25 protein-coding genes and 1 pseudogene are annotated in these 25,215 nt (G+C 39.1%); 8 read left to right on the forward strand and 18 right to left on the reverse strand.

Going from position 1 to position 25,215, the window contains the following annotated elements; all coding sequences use genetic code 11:
* Nucleotides 1-5: 5 nt before the first annotated feature.
* From spoVAE to yunB, 6 genes are all read right to left on the reverse strand, one after another.
* Nucleotides 6-362, reverse strand: coding sequence for a stage V sporulation protein AE (gene spoVAE, locus NSQ94_RS10545; RefSeq protein WP_063389729.1), 357 nt, complete (start codon nucleotides 360-362; stop codon nucleotides 6-8).
* 5 nt (nucleotides 363-367) lie between these two features.
* Nucleotides 368-1,375 carry a stage V sporulation protein AD gene (gene spoVAD / locus NSQ94_RS10550; RefSeq protein WP_066246608.1) on the reverse strand — a complete coding sequence of 336 codons (1,008 nt, stop codon included), beginning with the start codon at nucleotides 1,373-1,375 and terminating at the stop codon, nucleotides 368-370.
* A gap of 1 nt (nucleotide 1,376) precedes the next feature.
* Nucleotides 1,377-1,856, reverse strand: coding sequence for a stage V sporulation protein AC (gene spoVAC / locus NSQ94_RS10555; RefSeq protein WP_063389727.1), 480 nt, complete (start codon nucleotides 1,854-1,856; stop codon nucleotides 1,377-1,379).
* 13 nt (nucleotides 1,857-1,869) lie between these two features.
* Nucleotides 1,870-2,316: a YhcN/YlaJ family sporulation lipoprotein gene (locus NSQ94_RS10560; protein WP_063389726.1), complete on the reverse strand. Its 447-nt coding sequence runs from the start codon at nucleotides 2,314-2,316 to the stop codon at nucleotides 1,870-1,872.
* 56 nt (nucleotides 2,317-2,372) lie between these two features.
* The gene (locus tag NSQ94_RS10565; protein WP_066246606.1) at nucleotides 2,373-2,579 is read right to left on the reverse strand and encodes a DUF1657 domain-containing protein; all 207 of its coding nucleotides are present in this window, start codon (nucleotides 2,577-2,579) and stop codon (nucleotides 2,373-2,375) included.
* Between the two features lie 100 nt (nucleotides 2,580-2,679).
* Nucleotides 2,680-3,426, reverse strand: a complete 747-nt coding sequence (gene yunB / locus NSQ94_RS10570) for a sporulation protein YunB (RefSeq protein ID WP_063389724.1) — start codon at nucleotides 3,424-3,426, stop codon at nucleotides 2,680-2,682.
* Between the two features lie 164 nt (nucleotides 3,427-3,590).
* Here yunB and NSQ94_RS10575 point away from each other — a divergent pair, with 164 nt between their 5' ends.
* Both NSQ94_RS10575 and NSQ94_RS10580 read left to right on the forward strand, forming a co-directional pair.
* Entirely contained in the window at nucleotides 3,591-3,809 is a 219-nt protein-coding gene (locus tag NSQ94_RS10575) for a hypothetical protein (protein WP_066246604.1), read from the forward strand.
* 259 nt (nucleotides 3,810-4,068) lie between these two features.
* Entirely contained in the window at nucleotides 4,069-5,304 is a 1,236-nt protein-coding gene (locus NSQ94_RS10580; protein WP_066246600.1) for an MFS transporter, read from the forward strand.
* A 185-nt stretch (nucleotides 5,305-5,489) separates the two neighbouring features.
* On the opposite strand, the gene NSQ94_RS10585 is transcribed toward NSQ94_RS10580, so the two are convergent.
* Nucleotides 5,490-7,187: an ABC-ATPase domain-containing protein gene (locus NSQ94_RS10585; RefSeq protein ID WP_066246598.1), complete on the reverse strand. Its 1,698-nt coding sequence runs from the start codon at nucleotides 7,185-7,187 to the stop codon at nucleotides 5,490-5,492.
* 15 nt (nucleotides 7,188-7,202) lie between these two features.
* Complete coding sequence (locus NSQ94_RS10590) at nucleotides 7,203-7,571, reverse strand: helix-turn-helix transcriptional regulator (protein WP_063389720.1); 369 nt, start codon at nucleotides 7,569-7,571, stop codon at nucleotides 7,203-7,205.
* 915 nt (nucleotides 7,572-8,486) lie between these two features.
* On the opposite strand from NSQ94_RS10590, the gene NSQ94_RS10595 reads away from it, so the two are divergent.
* The 4 genes from NSQ94_RS10595 (at nucleotide 8,487) to NSQ94_RS10610 (ending at nucleotide 13,309) form a co-directional block, all read left to right on the forward strand.
* Entirely contained in the window at nucleotides 8,487-9,044 is a 558-nt protein-coding gene (locus NSQ94_RS10595; protein ID WP_066246597.1) for a hypothetical protein, read from the forward strand.
* A gap of 138 nt (nucleotides 9,045-9,182) precedes the next feature.
* Nucleotides 9,183-10,472, forward strand: coding sequence for a sugar transporter (locus NSQ94_RS10600; RefSeq protein ID WP_066246595.1), 1,290 nt, complete (start codon nucleotides 9,183-9,185; stop codon nucleotides 10,470-10,472).
* Nucleotides 10,473-10,475: 3 nt separating this feature from the next.
* Nucleotides 10,476-11,147 (forward strand): ABC transporter ATP-binding protein, encoded by a 672-nt coding sequence (locus NSQ94_RS10605; RefSeq protein WP_066246593.1) that lies wholly within the window; start codon nucleotides 10,476-10,478, stop codon nucleotides 11,145-11,147.
* Nucleotides 11,148-11,698: 551 nt separating this feature from the next.
* On the forward strand, nucleotides 11,699-13,309 hold the full coding sequence (locus tag NSQ94_RS10610; RefSeq protein ID WP_157727865.1) for an IS1634 family transposase: 1,611 nt from the start codon (nucleotides 11,699-11,701) through the stop codon (nucleotides 13,307-13,309).
* Between the two features lie 130 nt (nucleotides 13,310-13,439).
* Here the strand turns inward: NSQ94_RS10610 and NSQ94_RS10615 are convergent, their stop codons facing one another.
* The 7 genes and pseudogenes from NSQ94_RS10615 to NSQ94_RS10645 all read right to left on the reverse strand — a co-directional run bounded on the left by NSQ94_RS10615 (nucleotide 13,440) and on the right by NSQ94_RS10645 (nucleotide 18,130).
* Complete coding sequence (locus NSQ94_RS10615; protein WP_261308811.1) at nucleotides 13,440-14,948, reverse strand: IS66 family transposase; 1,509 nt, start codon at nucleotides 14,946-14,948, stop codon at nucleotides 13,440-13,442.
* A 133-nt stretch (nucleotides 14,949-15,081) separates the two neighbouring features.
* Nucleotides 15,082-15,432, reverse strand: coding sequence for an IS66 family insertion sequence element accessory protein TnpB (gene tnpB, locus NSQ94_RS10620; protein ID WP_339230705.1), 351 nt, complete (start codon nucleotides 15,430-15,432; stop codon nucleotides 15,082-15,084).
* Nucleotides 15,432-15,758: a transposase gene (locus NSQ94_RS10625; RefSeq protein ID WP_066252076.1), complete on the reverse strand. Its 327-nt coding sequence runs from the start codon at nucleotides 15,756-15,758 to the stop codon at nucleotides 15,432-15,434. The genes tnpB and NSQ94_RS10625 overlap by 1 nt, the downstream gene beginning before the upstream one ends.
* A gap of 81 nt (nucleotides 15,759-15,839) precedes the next feature.
* Nucleotides 15,840-16,178, reverse strand: a pseudogene (locus tag NSQ94_RS10630) (transposase); the annotation flags it as partial.
* Between the two features lie 831 nt (nucleotides 16,179-17,009).
* Entirely contained in the window at nucleotides 17,010-17,579 is a 570-nt protein-coding gene (cotJC, locus tag NSQ94_RS10635) for a spore coat protein CotJC (RefSeq protein WP_063389715.1), read from the reverse strand.
* A 45-nt stretch (nucleotides 17,580-17,624) separates the two neighbouring features.
* Nucleotides 17,625-17,885, reverse strand: a complete 261-nt coding sequence (locus NSQ94_RS10640) for a spore coat protein CotJB (protein WP_063389714.1) — start codon at nucleotides 17,883-17,885, stop codon at nucleotides 17,625-17,627.
* A gap of 5 nt (nucleotides 17,886-17,890) precedes the next feature.
* Nucleotides 17,891-18,130: a spore coat associated protein CotJA gene (locus tag NSQ94_RS10645; protein ID WP_063389713.1), complete on the reverse strand. Its 240-nt coding sequence runs from the start codon at nucleotides 18,128-18,130 to the stop codon at nucleotides 17,891-17,893.
* Nucleotides 18,131-18,370: 240 nt separating this feature from the next.
* Between NSQ94_RS10645 and NSQ94_RS10650 the strand changes: the two genes are divergently transcribed.
* Both NSQ94_RS10650 and NSQ94_RS10655 read left to right on the forward strand, forming a co-directional pair.
* A complete protein-coding gene (locus tag NSQ94_RS10650) occupies nucleotides 18,371-19,855 on the forward strand; it encodes an aldehyde dehydrogenase family protein (protein WP_130158011.1) in 1,485 nt (494 codons plus the stop codon).
* Nucleotides 19,856-21,324: 1,469 nt separating this feature from the next.
* Nucleotides 21,325-22,176 carry a superoxide dismutase gene (locus NSQ94_RS10655; RefSeq protein ID WP_339229030.1) on the forward strand — a complete coding sequence of 284 codons (852 nt, stop codon included), beginning with the start codon at nucleotides 21,325-21,327 and terminating at the stop codon, nucleotides 22,174-22,176.
* 5 nt (nucleotides 22,177-22,181) lie between these two features.
* Here NSQ94_RS10655 and NSQ94_RS10660 read toward each other — a convergent pair whose 3' ends face one another.
* From NSQ94_RS10660 to odhB, 3 genes are all read right to left on the reverse strand, one after another.
* Nucleotides 22,182-23,624, reverse strand: coding sequence for an NAD(P)H-hydrate dehydratase (locus tag NSQ94_RS10660; RefSeq protein ID WP_311067247.1), 1,443 nt, complete (start codon nucleotides 23,622-23,624; stop codon nucleotides 22,182-22,184).
* A 49-nt stretch (nucleotides 23,625-23,673) separates the two neighbouring features.
* A complete protein-coding gene (locus tag NSQ94_RS10665; protein ID WP_063389709.1) occupies nucleotides 23,674-23,880 on the reverse strand; it encodes a DUF6501 family protein in 207 nt (68 codons plus the stop codon).
* 74 nt (nucleotides 23,881-23,954) lie between these two features.
* A complete protein-coding gene (odhB, locus tag NSQ94_RS10670; protein WP_130157576.1) occupies nucleotides 23,955-25,214 on the reverse strand; it encodes a 2-oxoglutarate dehydrogenase complex dihydrolipoyllysine-residue succinyltransferase in 1,260 nt (419 codons plus the stop codon).
* Between the last annotated feature and the right edge of the window lies 1 nt (nucleotide 25,215).

The following is a 25,215-nucleotide window of genomic DNA, read 5'->3' on the forward strand; positions in this document are numbered from 1 at the left end:
TCCAATCACCCCTTCGGTTTAAATAAAAGCGCTCCGATAAAACCAAAAATAATAGCTGCTGAAATACCGGAGCTAGTCACTTCAAACATACCTGTTAAAACGCCGATCAATCCATGTTTTTCTGCTTCTTGCAACGCTCCATGAACGAGAGAATTTCCGAAGCTTGTAATCGGAATGGTTGCACCTGCACCCGCAAAATCGATAAATGGTTCATAAAGCCCGAAGCCGTCCAAGATGGCTCCAATCACGACAAACGTACTTAATGTATGAGCAGGTGTTAAATGAAACACATCAAACATGATCTGTCCAATTACACAAATTAATCCGCCTATGACAAACGCCCAAAAAAATGACGCAACCAAATGTTTCACCCCCTGAATTCAATGGACACAGCGTGTGCAATGCACGGAATGGTTTCATTTTGCTGGAACGTTAGCGGAGAAAGCAGCGCCCCAGTTGCGACAGCGAGAATTCTCTTCAGCTCGCCTTTTTTCATCCGATTTAATAAATGGCCGTATACGACAATTGCCGAGCAGCCCGCCCCGCTTGCACCGGATAAAACTGGTTGTCCTTCCCGATAAATCATTAAACCGCAATCCTGAAATTTTTCCTCATCCATTTGAACTCCATTTTTTTTAAATAATTCAAGAGCGACGTTGCGTCCGATTTTTCCTAAGTCGCCTGTTACAATTAAATCATAGTAGTCCGCATCAATATTTAAATCGCGGAAATGCGCTTCTATCGTGTCAACTGCTGCCGGCGCCATCGCACCGCCCATATTAAACGGATCAGACATGCCTAAATCGACCACTCTGCCAATCGTTGCCGAGGTCACGGCAGGTCCTTTCCCTTCATTGCTTAACAAAGCAGCTCCTGCACCCGTGACTGTCCACTGTGCAGTCGGTGGCTTTTGCCCACCGTACTCGGTCGGATAGCGAAATTGTTTTTCGATTGCCGTATTATGGCTGGCCGCACCAGTCAGTAAATATTTTGCTCCGCCGTAATTGACGATAAATGCGCTTAATGCCAGCCCTTCCATCGACGTAGAACAAGCGCCGAAAATGCCGAGATAAGGAACGCCGAACGTTCTTGCTGCAAAGCTGGAAGGGGTGATTTGATTCACTAAATCTCCGGAAATAATAAATTCCACCTGTTCTTTTTCAATGTTTCCTTTTTCTATTGCTTTGTAAAACGCTTCTTCAAAAAGCACTTTATGAGCTTTTTCATAAGAGTCCTCACCCAACCACAAATCTTCGTGAAGAAGATCAAAATCGTCGGCTAGTCTGCCATTTGCTTCAAACGGCCCGCCAACGGTAGCGGTTGAAATGATCACGGGTTGATTATGAAATACCCAAGTGCGATGTCCTTTCAGCATTTCAAAAACCACCCCATTTAATTAAAATCGTTTTGATTAAAGCAACTACAAATGCAGAAAATGTTCCAAATAAAATAACAGATCCGGCCAATTTAAACATGTTCCCGCCTACACCGAGGACAAATCCTTCTGTTCGATGCTCAATCGCTGCAGAAATAACAGCATTTCCGAACCCTGTGACTGGTACAGCGCTTCCGGCACCGCCAAATTGAGCAATCCGGTCGTAAACACCAAATCCGGTCAAAAGCATAGATAAAAAAATCATCGTGGCAACAGTCGGATTTCCAGCGGTTTGTTGAGTAAAATGAAAAAAGTACATGTAAAAAAACTGTATCGCTTGTCCGATGGAGCAAATAATTCCACCGACTAAAAAGGCTCGTAAACAGTTTTGGACAACAGGTCTTTTCGTTTCATTTTTTTTCTCCAATTGATAGTATTCCTGCATGATTTTCGTTTGAAGTTTTCTTTGCTCATTCGCCATCGAAAACACCTTCTTATGTTTCTTCTCTGCTCAATTGAATAATGTTTTCCACTTTCTTGTTCATTTCACGCTTGTCCAGATTTTCCAGTTTGTTAATTAATTTTTCTGTTTCCCAATAAATTTTCATGTCGCTTGAAACGGTGACATCATAATCTCGGAAAGATTTTTTTAATTTTTTTTCAATTGTTTTTTCCTTTTGTTTTAATTGAAACCGTTTCATATGATCTAATTGAAAAGCAAGCAATAGCTTGCGATCTGTATTGACGCTTATGGCTTTGGGAACTCCATCATAGCTTTCCGCTATTTCCTCCGCTTTTTTCGCGACCTTTTGATTAAAAGGAGCGTTCTTCGTCGAATAATTGATTTTTGTCGGTTGTTCTAAAGTCGGATCGACCATATCGTTCTGTTGGCACGCTGAGAAAACAAAAAGGAAAGTGAAAAAGAATATAAAATGTTTCATCCTGACCAGCTCACTCTTATTTGTGATGTGTTGAAAAGGTTGGTAAATACCAACCTTTACTGTTGTTTATATTGAGGCTCTTCATTCTGGATTTGCTGCAAGCGAGTATTAATCAAATCAACAATTGACTGTGTTTGCTGCGCAGCCTGTTGATAAATCTGTTTTGCTTGCTTGTTTTCCGTTTGCAGTGCAAACGTTTCAAAGCTTGCTTGAGCACTTTTTAATCCTGCTAATGTTTGTTGAACTTGAGTTGAAACTGTCAATGTCAATTCCTCCTTTTTGTTGTTACAAGTTTAATATTTCCTAAATGCCCAAAAGTAAAAAAGGGATGTTCTTCCCTTATATCCATTTTATTCCGTATTATTATTTTGATTTTTCAGGCATAATGACAGCAGGTGCCGAACCAGTCCCGCCGCTGTTGTAAAACTGCGGAACTTTTCCTTCAATAAATAAATCACCAATTTTCACTGAATTTTCTATTTCCATATCTTTTGAAATCGAAGGAATAATGACGTTAATTTTAACTAAAATGTCCATATATATTTCTAAATAAGCGTTATTAATGCCAATTTCCTTATATTTTGTGCTAATTTCTGAATTAACTGAACCAATAAGTTCAAAGCGTACGGGAACTTCAGGACCTAAATGGGAGATGAGCGCATTGTTTGTTATTAATCCGAGTGGAATATGATAAACCAGGCCTTTTCCATCTGGGTTTTGATTGACGGGGATGCCGTCTTCCGATTCAACCTCCACATTCCCATCCAAATATTGCTGAATATAAACGGTCGCATCTGAAATAAGACGGTTATAAATTTGGGAATTAAAGCTGTAAGTCGCCGTTTCGTCTGATTTCTTTTCATGAATAATGATCAATTCCTTCATATCAAGTTTTTCTGCTATTTTTTTCGAAACAGCATCATGAATTGCATGTTCGGCAATTTGCCTCGTCTTTGTTTCCGCTATTCTGACCAATGTCGGTTCAATAATGGCATTGATCAGCCATAAGCTGTATGCTGTCAAAACATTGAAAATGACAAATGTAATTAAAAAAACATATTTAGCCGGCAGAGGGCCGCGTCTTCGTCGTCTTCTGAATTTTCGGTACAAAAGAATTTCCCTCCCTTTGTACCAATATATGTAGAAAAGAAAGCTGATTAGAAGCTAAAATAAAATTGGAATCAACTGTAACTAATAAAGAATCGTGAAAAAACAATACTATAACTGTTGGAAGATGTTCTTCCAAACACAACTTAGGAAGAGGTGCTTTTATAATGAGAAAAATGGGGTCCCTCTTCAAAATGGGAAAAAAACGCTCCATGTTTCCTAAGAACCGGCAAAGAAACAGCATGATGTGGATTTCTTTAGTCGGTTTGGGGGCTGCAGCATTATACGGATTTGGCAGACGACAAAACTTATTCGCTAACATCATCAAACCGCTGCAACAAAAATTTGCAAACAGTCAAATTCAACAAATCATGCCAAACCGATAAAAGAAAACGGCCGATTTTCTTTCTCATGTTTGAAAGAAAATCGGCTTTTTTTGTAATATGTGTCAGTTGCAATTTTTTCAACCCATCGCTGTTCTAGATTTTCCATCGATTTGTGAATTTTCTTCTCCAGCTTCTATTAAAAAGAAAAGGCAACCAATCCATTGAGTTCCTTTGAAAAATTTGTATAATAGAGTAGTTGGTAATTGTTCGAGTATCTAAATATTTTTGTTTTTACGATGCAGGAGGTGCCATCAAATCCATGAAGGATTCTGCCGTTCATACCGCCAAGCCGCCGCTTTGGACAAAATCATTCATTTTGTTAATTATCGGAAATTTATTTGTTTTTATGAGCTTTCAAATGCTTTTGCCTACTTTGCCGCCGCAAGCGAAAGCAATTGGAGCATCGGACATTGAAATCGGGCTTGTTACAACCCTTTTTTCCATCGCTGCTGTTGTCATTCGACCGCTCATTGGTTTTCTTCTTGAATCAGCGAAACGAAAATGGCTCGTTATAACTGGAGCTGTAGGCTTACTCTTTTTAACCCTTTCATACTCGCTTACATCGATTGTTTTTTTATTTTTAATTGTCCGCCTCCTTCACGGTTTTGCCTGGGGATGGTCAACAACAGCAAATGGAACGGCAGCTGTTGAATTGGTTCCAACGAAACGCCTCGGAGAAGGAATGGGCTATTATGGTTTATCTATCACCATTGGGATGATCATCGCTCCTAGTTTTGGCATTTTGCTTTTTCAACATTTAGGATTCCAGCCGCTCATCATCGGTTCCGCCATTTTCGGTGTCATATCGATTATCGCCCTTTCATTAGTTCAATACAAAACGCCAAAGTCTGTTTTAGAAAAATCAATGCATGTAAAGGATTTTTCTTTTTTTCGCTCACTCATTGATAAACATGGGGCGTTTCCTGCACTGATTACATTATTATCAGCTTTCGGTTATGGGGGAATTGTCACGTTTATCGTCATATTCGGCCAAGAAAGAGGGATCGATCAAATCTTCTTATACTACTTATGTAATGCGTTGGCGGCAACTGCTGTACGACCAATTTCAGGAAGGTGGTTTGATCGAAGCGGTCCTTGGCTTCTTGCCATTGTTTGCTCATTCTTAACATTTATCGCCTTTTGGGTTTTATCTTTCACATACTCAGTCGGAATGCTTGTTTTAGCTGGTATTTTATTTGGCGCCGGTTTTGGGTCACTGCTTCCTGTTTTGCAATCATGGGTGCTTTCTAAAACACCTGCCGATCGGAGAGGAGTCGCAAACGGAATGTATTATTCAGCATTGGATGGAGGAATAGGAATAAGTGCGGTTTTTCTAGGCTTCTTATCATCCTATGTTGATTTAGGAACGATTTTTCAATTATCAAGCATTTGTTTTTTCATTGTTATTCTGCTAGTTTTAATTGATTATTTAAAAGAGAAAAAGAAAACGGACAAGCGGGAAAACCAGCAAGTTCATGCCAAATCGTTTTCGTAACGAGCATTGACAGATTCAAAGCTTGCGACTCCCGCGCCCGTTTCGCGCCGGCAAGCTTGCGGTCGAGGCCGTCTAAGCAAAAGAAATGCTCGGAGTCTCTCGCTTTCTTTGCGCTGTCAAAATTGGGGCACCCGTCAGTTCGTTGATGATGATAGAAAAATTTTTTATGGAAGAAAGTCTTTTCTTCATTCCCGAATTTTTAACGCCCTAATCCGGTTCAAGGCTGCCGCTAATTCAAATCTTCTTACATACGCCAATTCACCTTGATGACCATAATGGACCGAAAAACTTTGGAGACCGTCCTGATTGATCTTATTTTCTACGAAATCAAGCAATTGTGATACTGTTAAGCGTCTGTCAAAAAGGTTTGTCCGTTCGATATACGATAATATTTCTCCAATCATTCTTGTCTGGCTTTCGTCGACCAGCTGTTCTACATAAGATAAATCAATTTTTTCTAGTCCATATTGAATTTCAGAAAGCCGGCAAGCAATTTTAGATTTTTTCCCTTTTCTGCTGTTCAAGCTGCCTGATTCCGGAATACGAAGCTTCCATTCTCCAAATTTCTCCCCTCCTTCATGCTTTCTTCCGGTTTTAATTTGACAGGCAATCTGTTTTGCTTCATGTGTGACGTCATAAGGCTTATAATGATCCATTTTAATTACGCGATCCGCAACGGAAAAGTAATCTCCCGATCCGCCCATAACTAAAATTGTTGAGACATCAAAATCATGCTTCAATTGTAAAACTTTATCGATAAATGGAGTAATGGGTTCATGCTCTTTATGAATTAATGCTTGCATTCTGGCGTCCCGAATCATAAAGTTTGTTGCACTTGTATCCTCGTCGATCAATAATGTTTTTGCTCCTGCTTCTAGCATTTCCATTATATTGGCTGCCTGCGATGTACTGCCGCTTGCATTTTCCGTAGAGAAGGATTTTGTGCTTTTTTGAAACGGCAGATTGTTAATAAAAGCGGAAATATCCACCTTCTTTATACTGCGGCCATCTTCGGCACGTATTTTGCATGCTGAACGGTCCGTCAAAACAAATTCACGGCCGTCCCCTTCAATATGGTCATAAACACCATGCTCGAGCGCCTTTAATAAAGTGCTTTTTCCATGATAACCTCCTCCAACGATCAAGGTGATGCCTTTGTATATAGCCATGCCCTTCAACGGTTCTTGCCGATGCGGAACAGGAATTGAGACTTCCATTTCCTTTGGACTTTGAAAAGGAACAGCGCCTTTCAACGGCTGATCACTTACGCCGCTTGCACGCGGCAAAATTGAATTATTTGCAATAAACGCTATTATTCCTCTCTCTTTCATATAGGAGCGGATCGCCATTTGCTGGTCGCAAAGCTGAATCGCGCCCTCAATATCTTTCCCCTTCACAGAAAAGACAGAATGCCGCAAAATTTCGGGAAGTAGTTGAAAAAATATTTTTTTGGCTTCCTTGCCTAATATTGTTCTCCCTTTAGCCGGAAGACCGATTGAAAGACAAACTGTAATATCGTTTTCTCCTATCTGAACAGCTGTCCGTTCTAACACCTTCTGCCCCGGTTTGTCAATCATGATCAGCCCGCTTTTTCCAGAGCCGCGTACGTTATTTTTCAAATTAGAAATTGCTTGAAATACTTCGCGGACAATCATATCTTCACATCTTATCTTTCTTTGCCGGCTGTTTGTCCATTTTTGTAAAAAAGCCGTTTTGCTTCTAGCGATCAATATTCTGATTTTCGAAGGACTTGCAAACGGATCGCCCTGTACATAATCGATCAACAATTCAAAATCAGGAAACTTGTACGAGCCTTGAATCTGTTTGTACGCTTTATATCCTTTGCCATCGATTTGTTCCAGCTTTTTTGCAAGATTGATCATAATACTCCTCCATATTTATGCAAAATTGTCTCGTATAGCTTTTTCAATAATTGCTTTTGAGCGGTCCAGCTCTGCTTTTAGTTGTCTTTTATATTGTTTTGCTTTTTCATAATCGACAAACTGATAATAGACAACCTCTTGAAACTCGGCTCCTTCCTTTTTTCGTTTAATTTGTTTTAAAATGCCGTCTTTTATTAAATCATGAAGCGCTTTGTACAGCTCAGAATGATTCGGACGGTAGCCATACGGGCGAAACTCTTCCCGCAGTTCATCCAATATTTTAAAACCATACAGCCGCTTCTTTTCCGTCATCGTGATTAAATATAATTTTAAAAAAGCTCGCTGCTTCAATAAAAAGCCGCTAGGTTTTCTTTTTTCCGTCATCTCTCCATCCATCTCCTTTTTACAATAATATAATTATGTAAACTTATAGTTTTCCGATCCTTTTATTTTAATCATAATATAAGTTCATATAAAAATATATCTTTTTTTCATTTAGAACATTGTTTGCAAAATGAATTGTCACACAATATGACAAGACCTCCAAGCTATTTGTTAAAATATTTGTTTTAGCATAAAGTGAAATGGCATTCGTCTGTTGGTCAATCCGAAAGTCTTTTCCTCTACCACCGAATCTTGACCTTTTTAAAATTTCGATTGCTTCTCGGAAGCATCGGGCATGAACATTTCTTATTCACGCAATAATGAGTGTTACAAACAAGATGATTCTGTCTGAAAAAACGTAGATTAATGAGATGGATTACTTAAAATCATTATTCCTAATATGCCACCTTTTGAAAACCATTAGAAAAATTTAGGAGCAGCTTGACCAAGGGATCCAACCTTCATTATAATATTTCTATAAATTGCCAAAAACCTCATTCGGAAATACTAGTTTAATAGAAATTACATGACTTTGTTTTCGGGTTTCATCACATAAGAATTCACAGGCTGCTTATCTATGCAAGTTCGGTTGATTACAATTTGGCTTCCCGCTTCAGTACAATTGCATAATTTGTTGTTTATAGTCTACTAGAACTAAAAATTTCTGACCAACTAAGTACAGCCCATTCAGTTGCAATTTTAAACGAGGAAAGAATATTATTTGTGTGAAATTAAAGCAATTTTGAGAGGATAAGTTATGAATTTAATCTGACTGCTGCCGGAATTATTCTTGATGGTCTCAATGAAATTTCTTATGTTTCATGGTGATTGACTCTAACTGTAATAGCCTTTAGCCTCCTAATGTTTTAATTTTTGTAATAAGGCGGGACACCTTTTCTTATAAAGGGGATAAATATGCTCAAATTAAAAAATGAAAGAATAATAAATTTACTTTCTTTTTGCCTGTTAGTGCTAGCAGTTGTGGCGAATTCATTTTTTTCCATTAAACAGTTTCAAGTGATTGAGCAATTTGATAAACTGCAAGCGAGCTTTCCATTGTTTGCACATTCGTTTGTTACTGCTTTGTTAATTTTAATACAATTGATTGCGGGAATTACCGTGATCATAATCGAAACAATATTTGTTACTTATATTACAAATGTCATGACGAATAAAAAGTTTACATTTAGTAACTTTTTATCAGCCATCATTTTTGCGAATCTTGTTTCCATTTTATTAAATATGACGATCATTTCACTGGCTGGCTTTGATCAACTGCAAGATATTCAATGGCTGGGCTGGTTTCCAGGTTCGCAAATCCTATTGGTTGTTTTTTTCTACTTATATTTATCATATTTAGACAGCTCCACTTCCATCAGCCTAAAAATAAAACTGTGTACAATAATATTTTCGACCACTTATGGTTTGACGCTTATCATTCAAACGTTCATGACTGTTGTGCAATTTCAATGATCTTAGGAAGGTGCATAATATGGAAAAAAAATTTAAGGCTAAAATGAGAATATTGTTCGTAATCTCGATAATCGTTTTTTTAGTAGGAATTTTTAATCTAGTAAAAATTGTTGCGAAAATGTTGGGGAATTGAAGAAGATGAAATACTTCAAATACAAGCGGTTAATGAAAAAAAGAAAAGCATTAGCAAATTTCGAGATTTTATTTGGGAATTTTCTAAATAAGTTTGCTGGTGGCGATAAAAAATTGCTGCTGGTCTTTCTTTATAACGTATATGCAGTCATTACTTTCGCTTCGATGTTAGCACCGATTTTTGTCTATTTGCTCATTTATTTTTTTCATTCCTTTATAATAAATATAAATCCTTTTTATATCGCCACTATCTATTTTTTTATAACGCTTTTGTTCACTGATATTAATAATGATGATTACGATCATGTGGAACTGGAGAATATTTCTCAATGGATGTATAAAGCTCACAAAATTAAATTTCAATTACTGATTATTAAAAAATTGCTGTTAACATTTGGAACAAACATTTTGTCTTATTGTTTTTTTATGTTGATTTTTATGAGAGAATTTCATTTTAGTTACATAACCATCCTTTTATACGAGATTTTCGTCTTAATAGCTGTTTTTTTTACTATTATTGTAAAATTTTTATGGAGCAATCCTCAGATTGTCTTTTTATTTATTCACGGGCCGAACGCTACGAAAAAGAAAGAACATTTCATCCGGTATAAAAATGACCTGCATTTAGATCAGTATCAAGCGGCTTTATCCCGATCTTGTCAAAATAGAACTTACTACTTATATATATTGTATACTTATTTGTTTGCAGTTGCTTCTTTAGTTCTGATATGTATGATTCATTTTTATTTTAATATTCATAAATTGATTATCATTTCGGTTTATTTAGGAATTGAAAGCGCAATGATTAGTTTGATATCTCAAGGAATCATAAATAGCTCAAAACTGTTAAACGACTGTAATTTAAGCGATTTTTATTATATAAAGAAGTTTGATCAAAAAACTTATTATGAGAATTCGCTTTCTAAATTTCTGTCAAGAAGGCTCATCGTAATCCAAATCAGTTATTATGCTGGTGTATTCCTCCTTTATGGATTTTCATTATTTTCAGCTGTCACTGTTTTATGTTCAACAATGATTTACTTCTACACAATAAAAATCATTTCAAAAAGAGTCTATCGCTTTCAAAAATTATCAATAGAAGATATTAAAAACAATTTTTTTGTATATTTTTTTAATCCTTTAGAAGATTTATTCGTTTTAGGATTGCCTTCTATTACATGCAGCGTTGTAGCTTTTTATTCAATGAAATTCGGCAGTATATATCCTATACTCTTTTTCTTTATTGTTTATTCACATTTTTTATTATTATATAATTTTCTGACAAAAGAGAGGTAAGACATGCTTGAATTGATCAATATAAAAAAAAGATATGGTGAATCAGCCTACATTTTTGACGGGATTAACTTAAAAATAGATAACATGAGAATTGTTGAATTACTTGGTGAAAATGGAATTGGCAAATCAACGTTGTTGAATATCATCGGTGGAATGACAACATTCGATGGGGACATCAAGTTAAACAATATTTCATTAAAGGACGATTTTCAAAAGTATATAAAAGAAGTCTCCTTAATTGGCAATACACCATTTTTATACGATTATTTAACACCAGCTGAAACAATTGATATGATCTTATCCTTCCTGAATGGGGAAAGATTAGATTCGTCTCTAGAAGATCTTATAGAAAAAATTGGACTCTACAAATATAAAAATACCCTTACACGCGAACTGTCTTTAGGAACGAAACAAAAACTATCTTTAATTTTAGCACTTCTATCTTCGCCTAATTTGATTCTCCTTGATGAACCTTTTGTCAATTTCGATATTAGGTCAAGAAAAGTTATTCTCGATTATTTGAAAAATTACGTCATGCAAAACAAGGCAATTTTAATTTATGCCACTCATTCAACGGATGCTGATTTAACTGATTTTTCAAATCAAAAGATCATTTTAAAAAGGAATGAACAACTGAATACAGTAGTTTTAGAGTGCGGCAGCCGTGAAGCATAAATTTTGTATGCTCGGTTACAGGAAGTTCATTTTTTTTATTGGGCTTTCTAAGGAACAGTTTCACCTTGATTTCCAGCCTTCTTTTTCCGCGATTTTACTAACATACAAATACTGTTTGAATCATTCTTTCATTTAGCAGAATGAAAAACAAAAAAATTCCTAAAAAAACAGCATTTACGAGGATAGTTCGAGTAAATAGTAGTCAAAGCCTGATGAAACAGTTCATAAAGGAGTCCAAAAAGCTATTCAAAACCAATCAATCTCTATAAAAATTGACCCTGCTAGAACAGTCGCTAATGTTAATGGAGATTTTTCAAACTCAAGGGGCAGTGTCTTGGACTTATAAAGCCTTGGTTGGAAGATTGTTGTCTAGCTCTTTGGAGGTAAGCGTAAACTCAAGTTTGACACCATTTCACTACATGTGGATAACTAAAGGTGATTATACCAATAGTTATCCACTTTTTTTATCGAAAATATAATCATTATGTAGTGTTATGTGGATAACTTTTGTATATCCAATAATATGTAATATATGTTATACTATTAGTGCTATGTATATTCGAATTAATAAGCAAAAAAATAAAAATGGTTCTGTTCGTCAATATCTACAAATATGTCGTACATTTCGTGTAGACAATAAAGTTCGGCAACAAACGCTTTGTAATCTAGGGAGGTTAGAACATTTATTAGAGAATGGCTCTGTCGATAACATAATCGAGGGATTAGCCAAATTTTCAGAGCGTTACTTTGACCGAATTCACGGGCAAGGCTCTTCCTCTTCTGTCTCCGTGCTTTGGACAAAAGAGTTTGGGCCGGTTTATCTGTTCCGAAAGGTATGGGAAAAGTTAGGGCTTGGTCGGCTATTACGTAAAATCATGGATGATTCCGAGGCTGCTTCTCGGTATGACGAAGCCATTTTTGCCATGGTGTTAAACCGTCTCATGGATCCCAATAGTAAGCATTATATCTTCAAACAATGGATCGACACGATTTATGCAGAAGGTCTTTCAGACATCCAACTCCATCACTACTATCGTGCATTAGACTTCTTAAGTGAACAAAAAGAAAAAATTGAGGAACAACTTTATGGACATTTAACCGATTTAACCTCATTAGAAGTAGATATCGTGTTTTACGACACGACAAGCACCTATTTCGAAGGAGAGGAAGCAGACGAACTGCTGGCTCACTATGGTTACTCCAAAGATCATCGTGGAGATCGAAAACAAGTCGTGATTGGCTTATTAATGACCAAAACAGGGATTCCGATTGGACATCAAGTCTTCCCTGGAAACATGCATGATACGAAGACATTTGGCATGGTGGTTGGAGACCTGAAGAAGCGCTATCCTATTCAGAAAGTCATTCTAGTGGGAGACCGCGGAATGGTTAGTGAAGCCAACTTAGATCAAATTCGTGAACTGGGCATGGAATATATTGTGGGTGTCAAATTACGAAAGTCGAAGAAAGCCCAAGAGCTATTATCCATCCGTGGGCCATATAAGAAGGTTCTCCCGAATCTAAAAGTGAAGTCAAAGAAAATCGATGGCGAAACGTATGTACTCTGTTACAATCCGGACGCTGAAGAACGTGATCGAGCGAGTCGTCAAGTCGTGTTAGAAAACCTTCAATCGAAGCTTGATGAACTCGGTCCATCTGGACTCGTCAAAAACCGTGCGTATTCCAAGTTTTTAACGATAGAAAAAGCATCGGCCAAAATTGATGAAGAGAAGGTATCCAATGACGAAAAGTTTGACGGAAAGTACGCCATTCGGACCAACTCGTCATTAACGGATGAAGAGGCAGCACTTGCCTATAAAGAGTTGTGGAGAGTGGAACAAGCCTTTCGTAACCTGAAGTCGAATCTAGAACTTCGCCCGATGTACCATCGAGTGGAATCTCGTATTCGAGGCCATATCATGGTTTGTTTCCTTGCGCTTGTCATGGAATCCTTTTTGGCCTATAAGCTAAAAGAAATAGGATGCCAAACAAGTGTAAAGGATATTTTGCATGATGTAAGCCAGATGAAGGCCTCGAAAATACGCGTGAATGGTGAAGAGCAAATCGTTCGTACAGAATTACAAGGTCAAGCAAATCTAGCATTTGAAGCACTTGTCACACAAGCGCCTCCTAGAGTATTAGAAAAAAACACGTGCCACTAACAAGTGTAGTGGTACGTGTTGTGGGTAAAGTCCAAAACACCAGTATTTTCGGGCTTTTCTTTAGTGTACTCTGTCAAACTTGAGGTAAAGTAATCCCCACCTGTATTCAGATGGGGATTTCATGTATGCTTTATTTAGATTTTTTAGGAACACGGCATTCCTGCGGAAGCGTCGGTGACCATGGCAGGAATTCAGCTAATTTTGTTTTATCTGTCGTATCTATATTGGGAAGCTCTTGAAACAGATAGCTAAGGTAGTTGAATGGATCCAACTCGTTTTCCTTGGCTGTCTCCACAACACTATAGATGATCGCACTGGACCTTGCTCCTTTTGACGTATTACTGAAGAGCCAGTTTTTGCGACCGATCACAAAAGGTTTAATTGACCGTTCCCCGCGATTATTATCGATCTCCAAACGGCCGTCCTCTAAAAATGCCTCCAACCGCTCCCATTGGTTACGACAATACTTGATCGCTTTGCCAAGTGCGCTTTTTGGCAGTACGCGCGGCATTTGCTCTTTAAGCCATGACAAAAAAGCCTCAAGCACGGGTTTGCTGTGCTCCAGCCGTGCTTGATAGCGCTCCTCTGGACTTGCATCTTTAAGCTTGCGCTCAATTTCAAAAAGTTTATTGCAATAGGCCAGACCTTCCTTTGCTTTGACGGTGGAAGTGCTCGCCGATTCAGGCAGTGCCTGCAGGGCTTCTGTGAATTTGCGGCGGGCATGGGCCCAGCACCCGACCAATTTCACATCGGGGAGGACGTTATAACCCGCATACCCGTCCACATGCAAATATCCCCGGAAGCCGTCCAAAAAACGGCGTGGGTGCTTGCCTGCACGGGTTTGCTGGTAATCGTATAAGACGATTGGTGTATCCCCGCGACCGGTACGATAAAGCCATATGTAGGAAGTCGACATCGCTGGCCGGTCCGGTTCAGACAGGACCTGCAAGGTTGTCTCATCCGCATGCAGACGATCCTTCTGTAGGAGGTGCTCATGCATCTCATCGTAAATGAGGCTAAGCCAAGTTTGAGCCCCATAAATGGTCCAATTGGCCAGCGTTTGCCGAGGTATGGACACGCCAAAGCGTTCCAGTTGTTTCTCCTGGCGATACAGGGGCATACCTTCTACGTATTTTTGTGTCATGGTATAAGCCATTGACGACGGAGACGCTAGGCTTCCAGGGAAAACAGGTTCCGGCATCTTCGCTGTCACAATAGGTGTGTTCAGTTCATGACGCTCACAGTGACGGCAGCTATATACATGACGCACATGTTCGACTACTTTCACTTGGGCAGGAATAACTTTCAATTCCTTGCGTACTTCTGTGCTCATTTCATGCATAGCACCGCCACAGCACGAACAGACCTGTTCCTCATCAGACAAACGGTATTCGATCGTCTCTGTAGGCAGGTTTTCAAGCATGCGTTTGCGTTGGCCGTGTTGTTTCTTGCGTCTATATGTCATCGTCTCAACGGTGGGCTCTTCCATAGCTGGATCAGCCGTGGACTCGGCTTCGTTGAAAAGGGAGAGCTGGTCCGGATGGGTCTTCTCGCTGGAAGCTCCGAATAGGCGTTGCTGGCTGAGGCGGAATTGTTCCTCATACCATTTTAATTTCGCTTCCAACTCTTCCTTTTCCATTTGGAGCTTTTCGTTGAGCGCTTTGTAATATTCAATTGTGCCTTTTGAAGTCTGCGCTGATTTTTCCATATGTCCAGTATACGGAAAAGAATCCAACTTGCCTAGTATCGAATTCTTTTTTTATTTATTTGTTTTATAGAAGGATGCGTGCCTTCACTTCCTGATGCGCTTGCTTTTGTTCGATTGGCAAGCCGTCCAGCAGCCAGCGCAGCTGGCGTGAACTGATAGACATGGGCGCTGTATCATTCTCCGACGGCCAGTGGAACGTCCCTTTTTCCAGACGGCGATAATGAAGCCAGAAGCCGTTATGTTCCCATTGAAGAATCTTTAACTTGTCCCGTTTCCGGTTACAAAACACGAATAAGCACGGAGAAAAGGGATCGAGTTCAAAGCATTCCTGTACAATAGCGGCCAGTCCGTCAATCGATTTGCGAAGATCCGTACTGCCACGCGCCAGATAGACACGTTCAAACGGGGAATTCATCAACATTGGTGTTGCAGCACCCGAATCACATCGGTTAATAGATCCAGATTGGCACCGGGCCGTACTTCAACGGAGATCGCATCAACGTGTAAAAAGATCGGACCTTGACCTGAAGAGGGCAAGGCTTCTTCTACCTGAACAGCCAGCCACTGCGTCTGGACAGGCGTTTCAGTGCAACTGCCACCGCGGGAGAACTGCCTCACCCAATAGTACATTTGGTGGGTTTTGATTCCTTGATCCCGGCACCACTCCGCTATACTCTGTCCACTCTTTTTCCAGGCATCATATCGTGCTTTCCATTCTATTCTTTTTTCTTTTAGGGTCATTGCAAAACCTCCCGAATCATTCTAAGAAGATTATCACACGGATGACCTATGATCGGAATGTGGGTTTTATTTGACGCTTACGTTGTCTAGCTCTTTGGAGCGCTTCACGTGCATCGGGTTTGTCATCACGAGAGGAATGCCCTTCTCGTCAAGAAAGTAAGCGAGATTGAGCCAATAATGTCCCGTTGGCTCGATGCCAACGATCACTTCCGTTTTTTCAACTTCCTCCATCGCTTTCACGATGCACTGGTACAACCATTCCAATCCTTCTTTCGATTGCAGAACGGGAAACGGCTTTTTTAACACCCTCCCTCGCTCATCCACAAAGCAGGCATAATGCTTCTTTTTCGCGATATCCATGCCAACGATGAGCGTTTGATCGGTGACTTGATTAATCTTCTTGTTTGAGATAGAACTCATGTATAGTCCTCCTTGGTATCCAAATTAGGGGGCAATTAATCCGATTGACACCCCCGAATCATACCAAGAGGGCTTTTTTATTCAAGTCCCCGAAAAAACTTCTAACAGGAATGTTCCTTATAGGCTTTTGTTTATTCTTTGCTATGGCTGTTCCTAGCCTAATCATTTACTTTGTTTCTTTAGGAGTTAATCATTTCTTAGGAGACTATGTAAATTATAGCTCTCGGTCAGACTTATACATTTTTCTTTATTGGTAAGTGCAGTAGCACTCGTTTATATGCTCAGATTTATGGTAATTATTAAAGGACTCGCAGCATCGCTCATAATACCTAACTGGATCACTTACATTTTTGAGTTTTCTTTTGCATAGATAGCTGTGTATTTTCCATACAGTATGTTATAAATAACCATTTAAGTAATGTGTCCATTTTTCAAGGAGGAGAGTTACTTTTATCCTTTTTTGTTGCATTTTTATTTTTAGGGTGTGCCATTCTTTTCTAACCTAGATGATATATCAAGGATAAAATTGGGATAGACATAGTAGAAGTAGAAAATACTATGTCTTCATAAATATTAAGGAGGAGGATATGATTTTGAATTTTATTCATGGGCTAAAGAAAATGGATTAAGTAATGCAAAATACACTATTTTTGTACGTGAACAGCTTCAATTGATCGATTGTACAGCTGTTTGTATTATTTTAAAAGAAAGAGAGTAAAAAAATTCGATCAATGCTGTCAATCTTGGATATTACCAACAATGTTCTGCCTGAAACATAAAAGGAGCATCCAATAGATGAAAGTACGTCTGATTGGATGCTCCTTGAACTTCTTAAAAAAACTTTTTACGATCACGTTCTTCTTTTAAAATTTCCACCGCCTCTCGAAAACGTTGCGAATGAACAATTTCTCTTTGGCGCAAAAATCTTAATCCGTCATTTAAGTCTGGATCATCTGACATATCGATAATCCATTGATAAGTAGCTCTTGCTTTTTCCTCGGCAGCTATATCCTCATACAAATCAGCTATCGGATCCCCTTTTGCTTGAATATAAGTCGCAGTCCACGGAGTTCCAGCAGCGTTGTTATAAAACAAGGCGCTGTCATGATTGACATAATGCTCGCCTAGTCCTGCTTCCTTTAATTGTTCCGGTGTCGCATCTTTCGTCAATTTATACACCATTGTTGCGATCATCTCCAAATGAGCAAATTCTTCTGTTCCAATATCCGTTAAAAGTCCTACTACTTTGTCGGGGATCGTGTATCTTTGATTCAAATAGCGAAGGGCGGCAGCAAGTTCTCCATCTGCTCCGCCGTATTGTTCAATTAAATATTTTGCAAGTTTTGGGTTGCACGTACTCACCCTGACAGGATATTGTAGTTTTTTTTCATAAAACCACATGTTCTTTCTCCTTTCATCGTATGAGTATAGTTAAACGGATTAAAGCTATACTTGCCATGGCCACGGCATCGTTCCCCAGCTCCAGTTCGCGTCTGAAAAGCTGTTTCCAAATTGCTGCAGCGCACCGAATTTTGATTCAAACATTTGCTTCAATTGTTTTGAGTATTGGGCATATTGGTTAAATTGCTGGATTGCTTCTATATCATTTGGATGAGTGTCTAGATAAAGCGATAATTCAACAAGCACGAAATCAGCCGCTTGAATTTCTTCAAGGAGCTGATAGTACTCTTGAGGAAGCTCCTTCATTTTGGCTACCTCCCTTTTTTCTCATACGGATTTTCGTAATAGTCATAAAAAAATCGCCAAAGAGTCCCTTTTTTTAATGCTTCTTTTGCGGAAAATTGCTGCAAGTTCGGCGGCTGAAAACCGAGGAAAAGGTTTGGCGGTGTGGAATAGTATTTGACACCGATTGGTTTACATGGATCATATCTGCTATGAAAAGGACGATATGATTTTACGGTCGTAAAAGATTTTTGATGCTTCTCATTCATTGTCATCACCTCTTTGAAGTTCATTTCTCTTTATACGATTATTCTTAAATAGTTTGTCTTGATGACTGAAATAAAGTTGTTTTCTTAAGTTTTCTGCGGCCATCCAGCAGTTGTTGGTCAGGAGATTTTTGGTAATTTTTAAAAAATGGGTTGAAATATTCTGAATTTTCCTTTATTATAAAACTGTATTTCGTTCATCCAGAGTTTACACAACGAAAAAAAAAATTAGGAGGATGATCGATGAGTCAATTAATCGCTAATGTTGAAGGGAAAGTAGCGGAGTTTCTAAAAGGGAAAAAAAAGTTGTACATTAATGGTGAATTTGTCGAAAGCGTTTCCGGCAAAACGTTTGACACTCCTAATCCAGCAACTGGAGAAACTCTTGCAACGGTTTATGAAGCGGACAAAGAAGATATTGACCGTGCTGTCCGTGCGGCAAGAGCTGCTTTTGACAGCGGGCCATGGTCCAAAATATCAGCTGCTGAACGAAGCCGATTATTGTACAAACTGGCGGATTTACTGGAAGAAAACAAAGAAGAACTAGCTCAGCTGGAAACGCTGGATAACGGAAAACCGATCCGGGAAACTAGAAATGCAGATATTCCGTTAGCCATTGAACACTTGCGTTACTATGCCGGATGGTCTACAAAAATAGTCGGGCAGACCATTCCTGTCAACGGACCATTTTTCAATTATACAAGACATGAACCTGTTGGTGTTGTCGGCCAGATTATTCCATGGAACTTCCCGCTTCTAATGGCAATGTGGAAACTTGGTGCCGCTCTTGCAACTGGTTGTACAGTCGTTTTGAAGCCTGCAGAACAAACTCCACTTTCAGCCCTTTATTTAGCAGAGCTTATTGAAGAAGCAGGTTTCCCACCTGGGGTTATCAACATAGTACCGGGCTTTGGGGAAACAGCTGGGCAAGCGATTGTTGATCATCCTCTGGTAGATAAAATTGCTTTTACCGGATCGACGGAAGTTGGCAAGCTGATAATGAAAAATGCCGCACGTTCACTGAAGCGAGTTACGCTGGAATTAGGAGGCAAATCGCCGAATATTATTTTGCCGGATGCTGATCTGTCAAAAGCGATTCCAGGTGCATTAAACGGTGTAATGTTTAATCAAGGTCAAGTATGCTGTGCAGGTTCTCGTGTGTTTATTCAGAAAAAACATTACGATAATGTATTAGCAGATATGGCCTCCCATGCCCAAAATATCCGCCAAGGCTTTGGTCTGAATCCGGAAACAGAAATGGGGCCGCTCGTATCTGAAGAGCAGCAGTCAAGAGTGTTGAATTATATTGAAAAAGGAATTGAAGAAGGCGCAGAAGTTGTGACCGGCGGATCTACGCCATCTGAAAAAGGGTATTTTGTCACTCCTACAATTTTTGCTGATGTTGAAGATAAAATGACAATTGCCAAAGAGGAAATATTCGGTCCGGTCATTGCTGCATTGCCTTTTGAAGATTTAGATGAAGTTATTGATCGGGCAAACAACAGCGAATACGGCTTAGCTGCCGGTTTATGGACGAGAGATGTGGCCAACGCTCACTATGTCGCCAATCGCTTGAGAGCAGGAACTGTTTGGGTCAACTGTTATAATGTATTTGACGCAGCTTCTCCGTTTGGCGGATACAAACAATCAGGTATCGGTCGCGAAATGGGTTCATATGCTTTGAACAACTATACAGAAGTAAAAAGCGTGTGGATTAGCTTAAATTAAAATATATAATTCAGAATAGCGCCTGTCTAAAAAACAATATCTAGGCCCCACAGAAAATGATTTCTGTGGGGCTTTCCAGTTGTCGAGAACTTCTCCTAAAAGGTTGAGTTCCGCCTGCTTTAGTACTTTCTGCATTGAGAAAAGCTCGGGCATTTCCTCTGTGAAAAACAACAGAAACAGTAATTGTCCATAATACAGCAGAACACCCCTTCCCTGTTCGGCTTTAAATTAAAAAAAGCGTTGTCTTCTCTGCTTTTTACAAATTAAAGGACGCACAGCATCAAAAAGGAATTACAGGGAAAATCGCGATATAAAATGAACATTGTTTCTAAAAATCTTTCAAAAACAGAAATGAAGAAGATTATGAAATCTTTAAAGGAAAACCAAGTAACGGGATAAATCAAGTAATTTTATATATGAAATCTGTACAAATAGTAAACAAAATGAATTTAAAGGGTGTATAGACAGATGAAGCTATTATTTGAGATTGAAGAATATGAGGATACAAAAGATGCTCCTTTTGAGCTATCCTTTTATTTCTACCAAAGATTATATATGTATATTGTTGAAAAGGGACAAAAACAACATTCCGTGATGGTCTTTTATTAGATATCGGAGATTACTTGATCAAATTCAGTAATGAAAAATAGTTCAAGGGACCGTAGAAGCTATGAGAATGCTTTAAAATATTACATTAAAAAAATCCCAAAATCGTCTGTTTATTGATTGTTGTATTATGATTCAAGCAAACAAAAAGTACTGGATTGTCATTTCACGGACTTTGTTAAAGCTTTTATAAAGGAATACCAAGATATATAGACGACATTTTAAAGCAGGATGAAAATGCGTATGATGATAAAATTTTTGTTATGATGGCAGATCTAATCAAGAAGTTACATAGTATTTGTTGTTAAAATGAAATTTGAATGTACTTACTTCTGTCATAAAATAGAGTTTGTCTATTAGTTCCCAAAAAAGCTAAAGAAGCTGACGTGCTTATTTTAAAAGATGAAAAGTATACTGTTCAATGAACGATGTTTGGGCAGATTGACTTAAGGGGCTGTCCAATAGTTGATTTCACGGTATTGGATCCCCCTTTTCATGTTCAGTAATGCTGATATATCAGCATTTCTTGATTATTGAATTCCAATGGATGTATCCTTTTGGGACAATCCCCTGATCTTATTTTGCATTGATATGCATGGCATTTTTCATACATAATTCAGGCAGCTGCTCTTTTTTAATAACAAGACCGAGTATTTACAAACATATTTCTTCCCATCCAGCCTCTCCTCTCACAAAAAAAATGCACGTCTTCAAAAAATCATCCGTTTTTAATTGGTGAAAAACCGCTTTAAGGAGCTCCCCTCTTCCATCTAAAAAAAGACGCGCTTCTTTTAGTTCACCCTTTTTCAAATTGCTTCATATAGTATTCTGGACGATTGAATGAAAAGGAGGATTTTGTTGTCTTGAGTGAATCGTATATTAATGAATTAAAAAAATGGTGTGATGATCTTTATGGAAACATCATTTCAGAACACCCTTTTGCAAGCGAATTCGAGGAAAAAATAATCCGTTTCAAAACAGAGCTGGACAAAGCCGAGTCCGTTTCAGAAAGCGAACTTTATGAACAGGCGAATCAATTGTATGATGAATTCAGATTATTTATTGAAGGTGAAGATGACCGGTCTTTGGCTGTGCCGATAGGACAACATAAGCTCCCTCCTCTTCCCTATCGATACAATGCGCTTGAGCCGTATATTTCAGAAGAAATCATGAGGCTTCACCATTTGAAACACCATCAAAGCTATGTAGACGGTTTAAACAAGGCGGAAATCGAAATGGAAAAAGCACGGAGAACAGGAGATTTTTCATTGATTAAACATTGGGAACGGGAAGCAGCTTTCAATGGGGCAGGCCACTATTTGCATACAATTTTTTGGAATGTCATGAATCCAAAAGGCGGGGGCGAGCCAAAAGGTGAATTAAAGGAAGCGATCAAAAATTCATTTGGAAGCTTTCAAGCATTTAAAAAGCATTTCAGCGAAGCTGCAAAAGCAATCGAAGGCGGAGGCTGGGCGATATTAGTATGGTCCCCCCGTTCAAGAAGATTGGAAATATTGCAGGCGGAAAAGCATCAAAACTTAAGCCAATGGGATGTCATTCCTCTTCTTGTATTAGATGTTTGGGAGCATGCATACTACTTGCAATATAAAAACGATCGGCAAAAATATATCGATAATTTTTGGAAAATCGTCAACTGGCCAGAAGTGGAACAAAGATTTCAAACTGCAAAAAAAGTCATTTGGAAGCCATATTGATAAGGCTATTCGAATCGTTTCATCACTTCCGGCAAAATGTCTGGAATATCGCCCGCAAGCATTGATCTTACACCTTTCGTTTTTACAAACAGATCTGCACATAAACCGTGTAAATAGACTGCATTTGCCACAGCTGCTTTTTTGTTCTCATAATAGGACAAAAAAGCAGCGATGATTCCCGTTAATGCATCTCCGCTCCCGCCTTTGCCCAAAGCAATGTTTCCAGTTGGATTGATCATTCCTGTTCCATCCGGAAATGCAATCACTGTATATTGGCCTTTTAAAACAACAATGACATTTTCTTCAACGGCAAATTTAGAAGCAGCTTCGATTCTGTTCTTTTGTATATAGCTGATCGGCTGATCGATTAAACGGCTAAATTCACCCGGATGCGGTGTTAACACAATAGGATGTTGTCTATTTTTCGGATATGTGCGTTTATGTAACGCACCGGCATCCAGCACAACAGGCCAATCGTTTTGTAAGATGGATTGAATGGCTTTTTCGGTCTCTTCTCCAGGAACGATACCTGGTCCAATTGCACATACTGACAGCTTTTCCGGGAATTCACCATCTCCTGCTTTTATAAGACCTTCAAAAAAATAAGTTGCTTCAGGAATTTGCCCGGCGATGGCACCGGCTACAAATGGTGTTGTGCCGATCACAAGCTTGCCAATTCCTGCCCTCATAGCTCCCTTCGCAGCAAGAAGCACACTTCCCGGCATTTCGTCGGAGCCAGCAATTAAATAGCCTGTTCCAAAAGTGCCTTTATGGGAAAAAGACGGATGGTTCGGCCATGTTTGCTTCACATCTTTTTCTGTCCAGACCTTCCATTTCCCTTCTTCCTTCAGGCCGATGGACACAACTTCCTTTTTTCCGTAAAAAGATGAAGAAGGCAGCAAAAAGGCTGATCGCTTATATCCGTGGATGCTGATGGTGACGTTTGCTTTAACCGCTATTGGCGCTTCTCCGGAGTCGGATAAAACTCCTGAAGGAACATCAACGGAAACGACAAAAGCGTTTTGTCCATTAATCCATTCAATGATGTTTTTCACATCATCTCTTAGCGGATGCCTTGCACCGACCCCCAGCAAAGCGTCAACGATGACTTGGTAATGATTTTGTTCATATTCGGCTGTTTCGAGAAAACCGCTGTTTTTATAAAAAGCGAAATGATGCTTCGCTGCTTCACTTTTCGGTGCCCCAAGCGGAAAAGAAAGATCGGCATGGTAGCCGTTTTGTTTTAAATATCTGGCCAAAACAATTCCATCTCCGCCGTTGTTGCCTTTACCGGACAATATTAAAATGCGATCATCTTTTTTTACATACGAAACAAGCTTTTGAAATAAAGAGCGCCCGGCGTTTTCCATCAACACAATAGAAGAAAGGCCATTTTTTTCTGCCAGATTGTCAATGTTGCGAATATCCTCTTCAGTATAAACGAACACGAACAACACCTCCTCTCAAAAAGGAAAGAAAAAATAAAGGGATGATTAGCTATTTTGCCTCTTCAAAATATTCCTTGTAAAATCCGCCTACTTTTCCGGAATTGTCGATAATAAAATAATACTCTTCCGTTTCGTTCAAGACATCATAAGTTTGTCCAGGTGTCAATACATTATTTACCATATACTTTTTTGCATTTGTATGTAAACATACAACTTTTTTATTCGCTTTTTTGTTTTTCCATGATAGATGATTCATGTTTGCCACTCCTTCATTCGTTCGTTTTCATATGAAAAGAAGAACGCGGAATGCGTTCTTCCTTCATTAGTGATTTACCCTTCCAGCAAGAGCTGCTCTGGATCCTCCAACAGCTTTTTGACAGTTGCCAAGAAGCTGACAGCTTCTTTTCCGTCAATAATACGGTGGTCATATGATAAAGCAATATACATCATCGGACGGTTTTCAATGCGCTCTTCGTCAATCGCAACTGGGCGAAGCTGGATTTTATGCATCCCTAAAATACCGACTTGAGGTCCATTTAAAATCGGTGTTGACAATAAAGATCCGAAAATACCGCCGTTTGTTATCGTAAATGTTCCTCCTTGCAGATCCGAAAGCGCAAGTTTATTTGCTCTCGCTTTTGCTGCAAGATCGGCAATTTCTTGCTCGATTTGAGCAAATGTTAAACGATCTGCATCTCTTACAACAGGAACAACCAAACCTTCATCTGTAGAAACAGCTACTCCAATATCATAATATTTTTTCAACACAATTTCATCGCCTTGAATTTCCGCATTCAGTAGAGGGAATTTTTTCAAGGCTGCGACAACTGCTTTTGTAAAGAAGGACATAAAGCCTAAACGAACATCATGCTCCTCAAAAAATTGATCTTTTCTCCGTTTGCGGATGTTCATAACTGCTGTCATATCCACTTCATTAAAGGTTGTCAGCATAGCTGCTGTATTTTGAACTTCTTTTAGACGTTTGGCAATGGTTTGTCTTCTGCGGGACATTCTGATCCGTTCCACAGGCTTCTGATCTGCAACCGTTGCCTTTTGTGTTTCTTGCGGTTCTGGTTTTGGTTTATTAGGGGCTTTTTCTTCCGCTTTTGGCGCTTCATAATATGCAATATCTTGTTTGCGAACACGACCGAGCGGATCAGCCGTCGGCACGGCCGATAAGTCGATTCCTTTTTCACGTGCAAGCTTTCTTGCTGCAGGTGTTGCGATTGGGCGCGGTTTGCCTGCAGACTGTTCTTCCGATTCCACTTGAACTGTTTGCTCCTCTAGATTTTGCTCTGGAGCGGCTTCTACTTTTTGTTCTGGCTGAGGGCTGCTTGCCTGTGGAGCTTCACTTGCGCCTTCATCGATGATTCCGATGACTTCGCCAACTTCGACAACATCGCCCTCATTTTTAAATACTTCTTTTAAAACACCAGCATGTTCAGCAGTAATTTCAACATTGACCTTATCGGTTTCCAGCTCAAGAATGTATTCGCCTTTTTCAATTTTATCGCCAGGTTTTTTCAACCATTGAGAAATTGTACCTTCTAAAATGGATTCTGCTAGTTCTGGAACTTTAATTTCAGCCATT

The organism is Aeribacillus sp. FSL K6-2833 (assembly GCF_037965815.1).
Classification (GTDB): Bacteria; Bacillota; Bacilli; order Bacillales; family Aeribacillaceae; genus Aeribacillus; species Aeribacillus composti.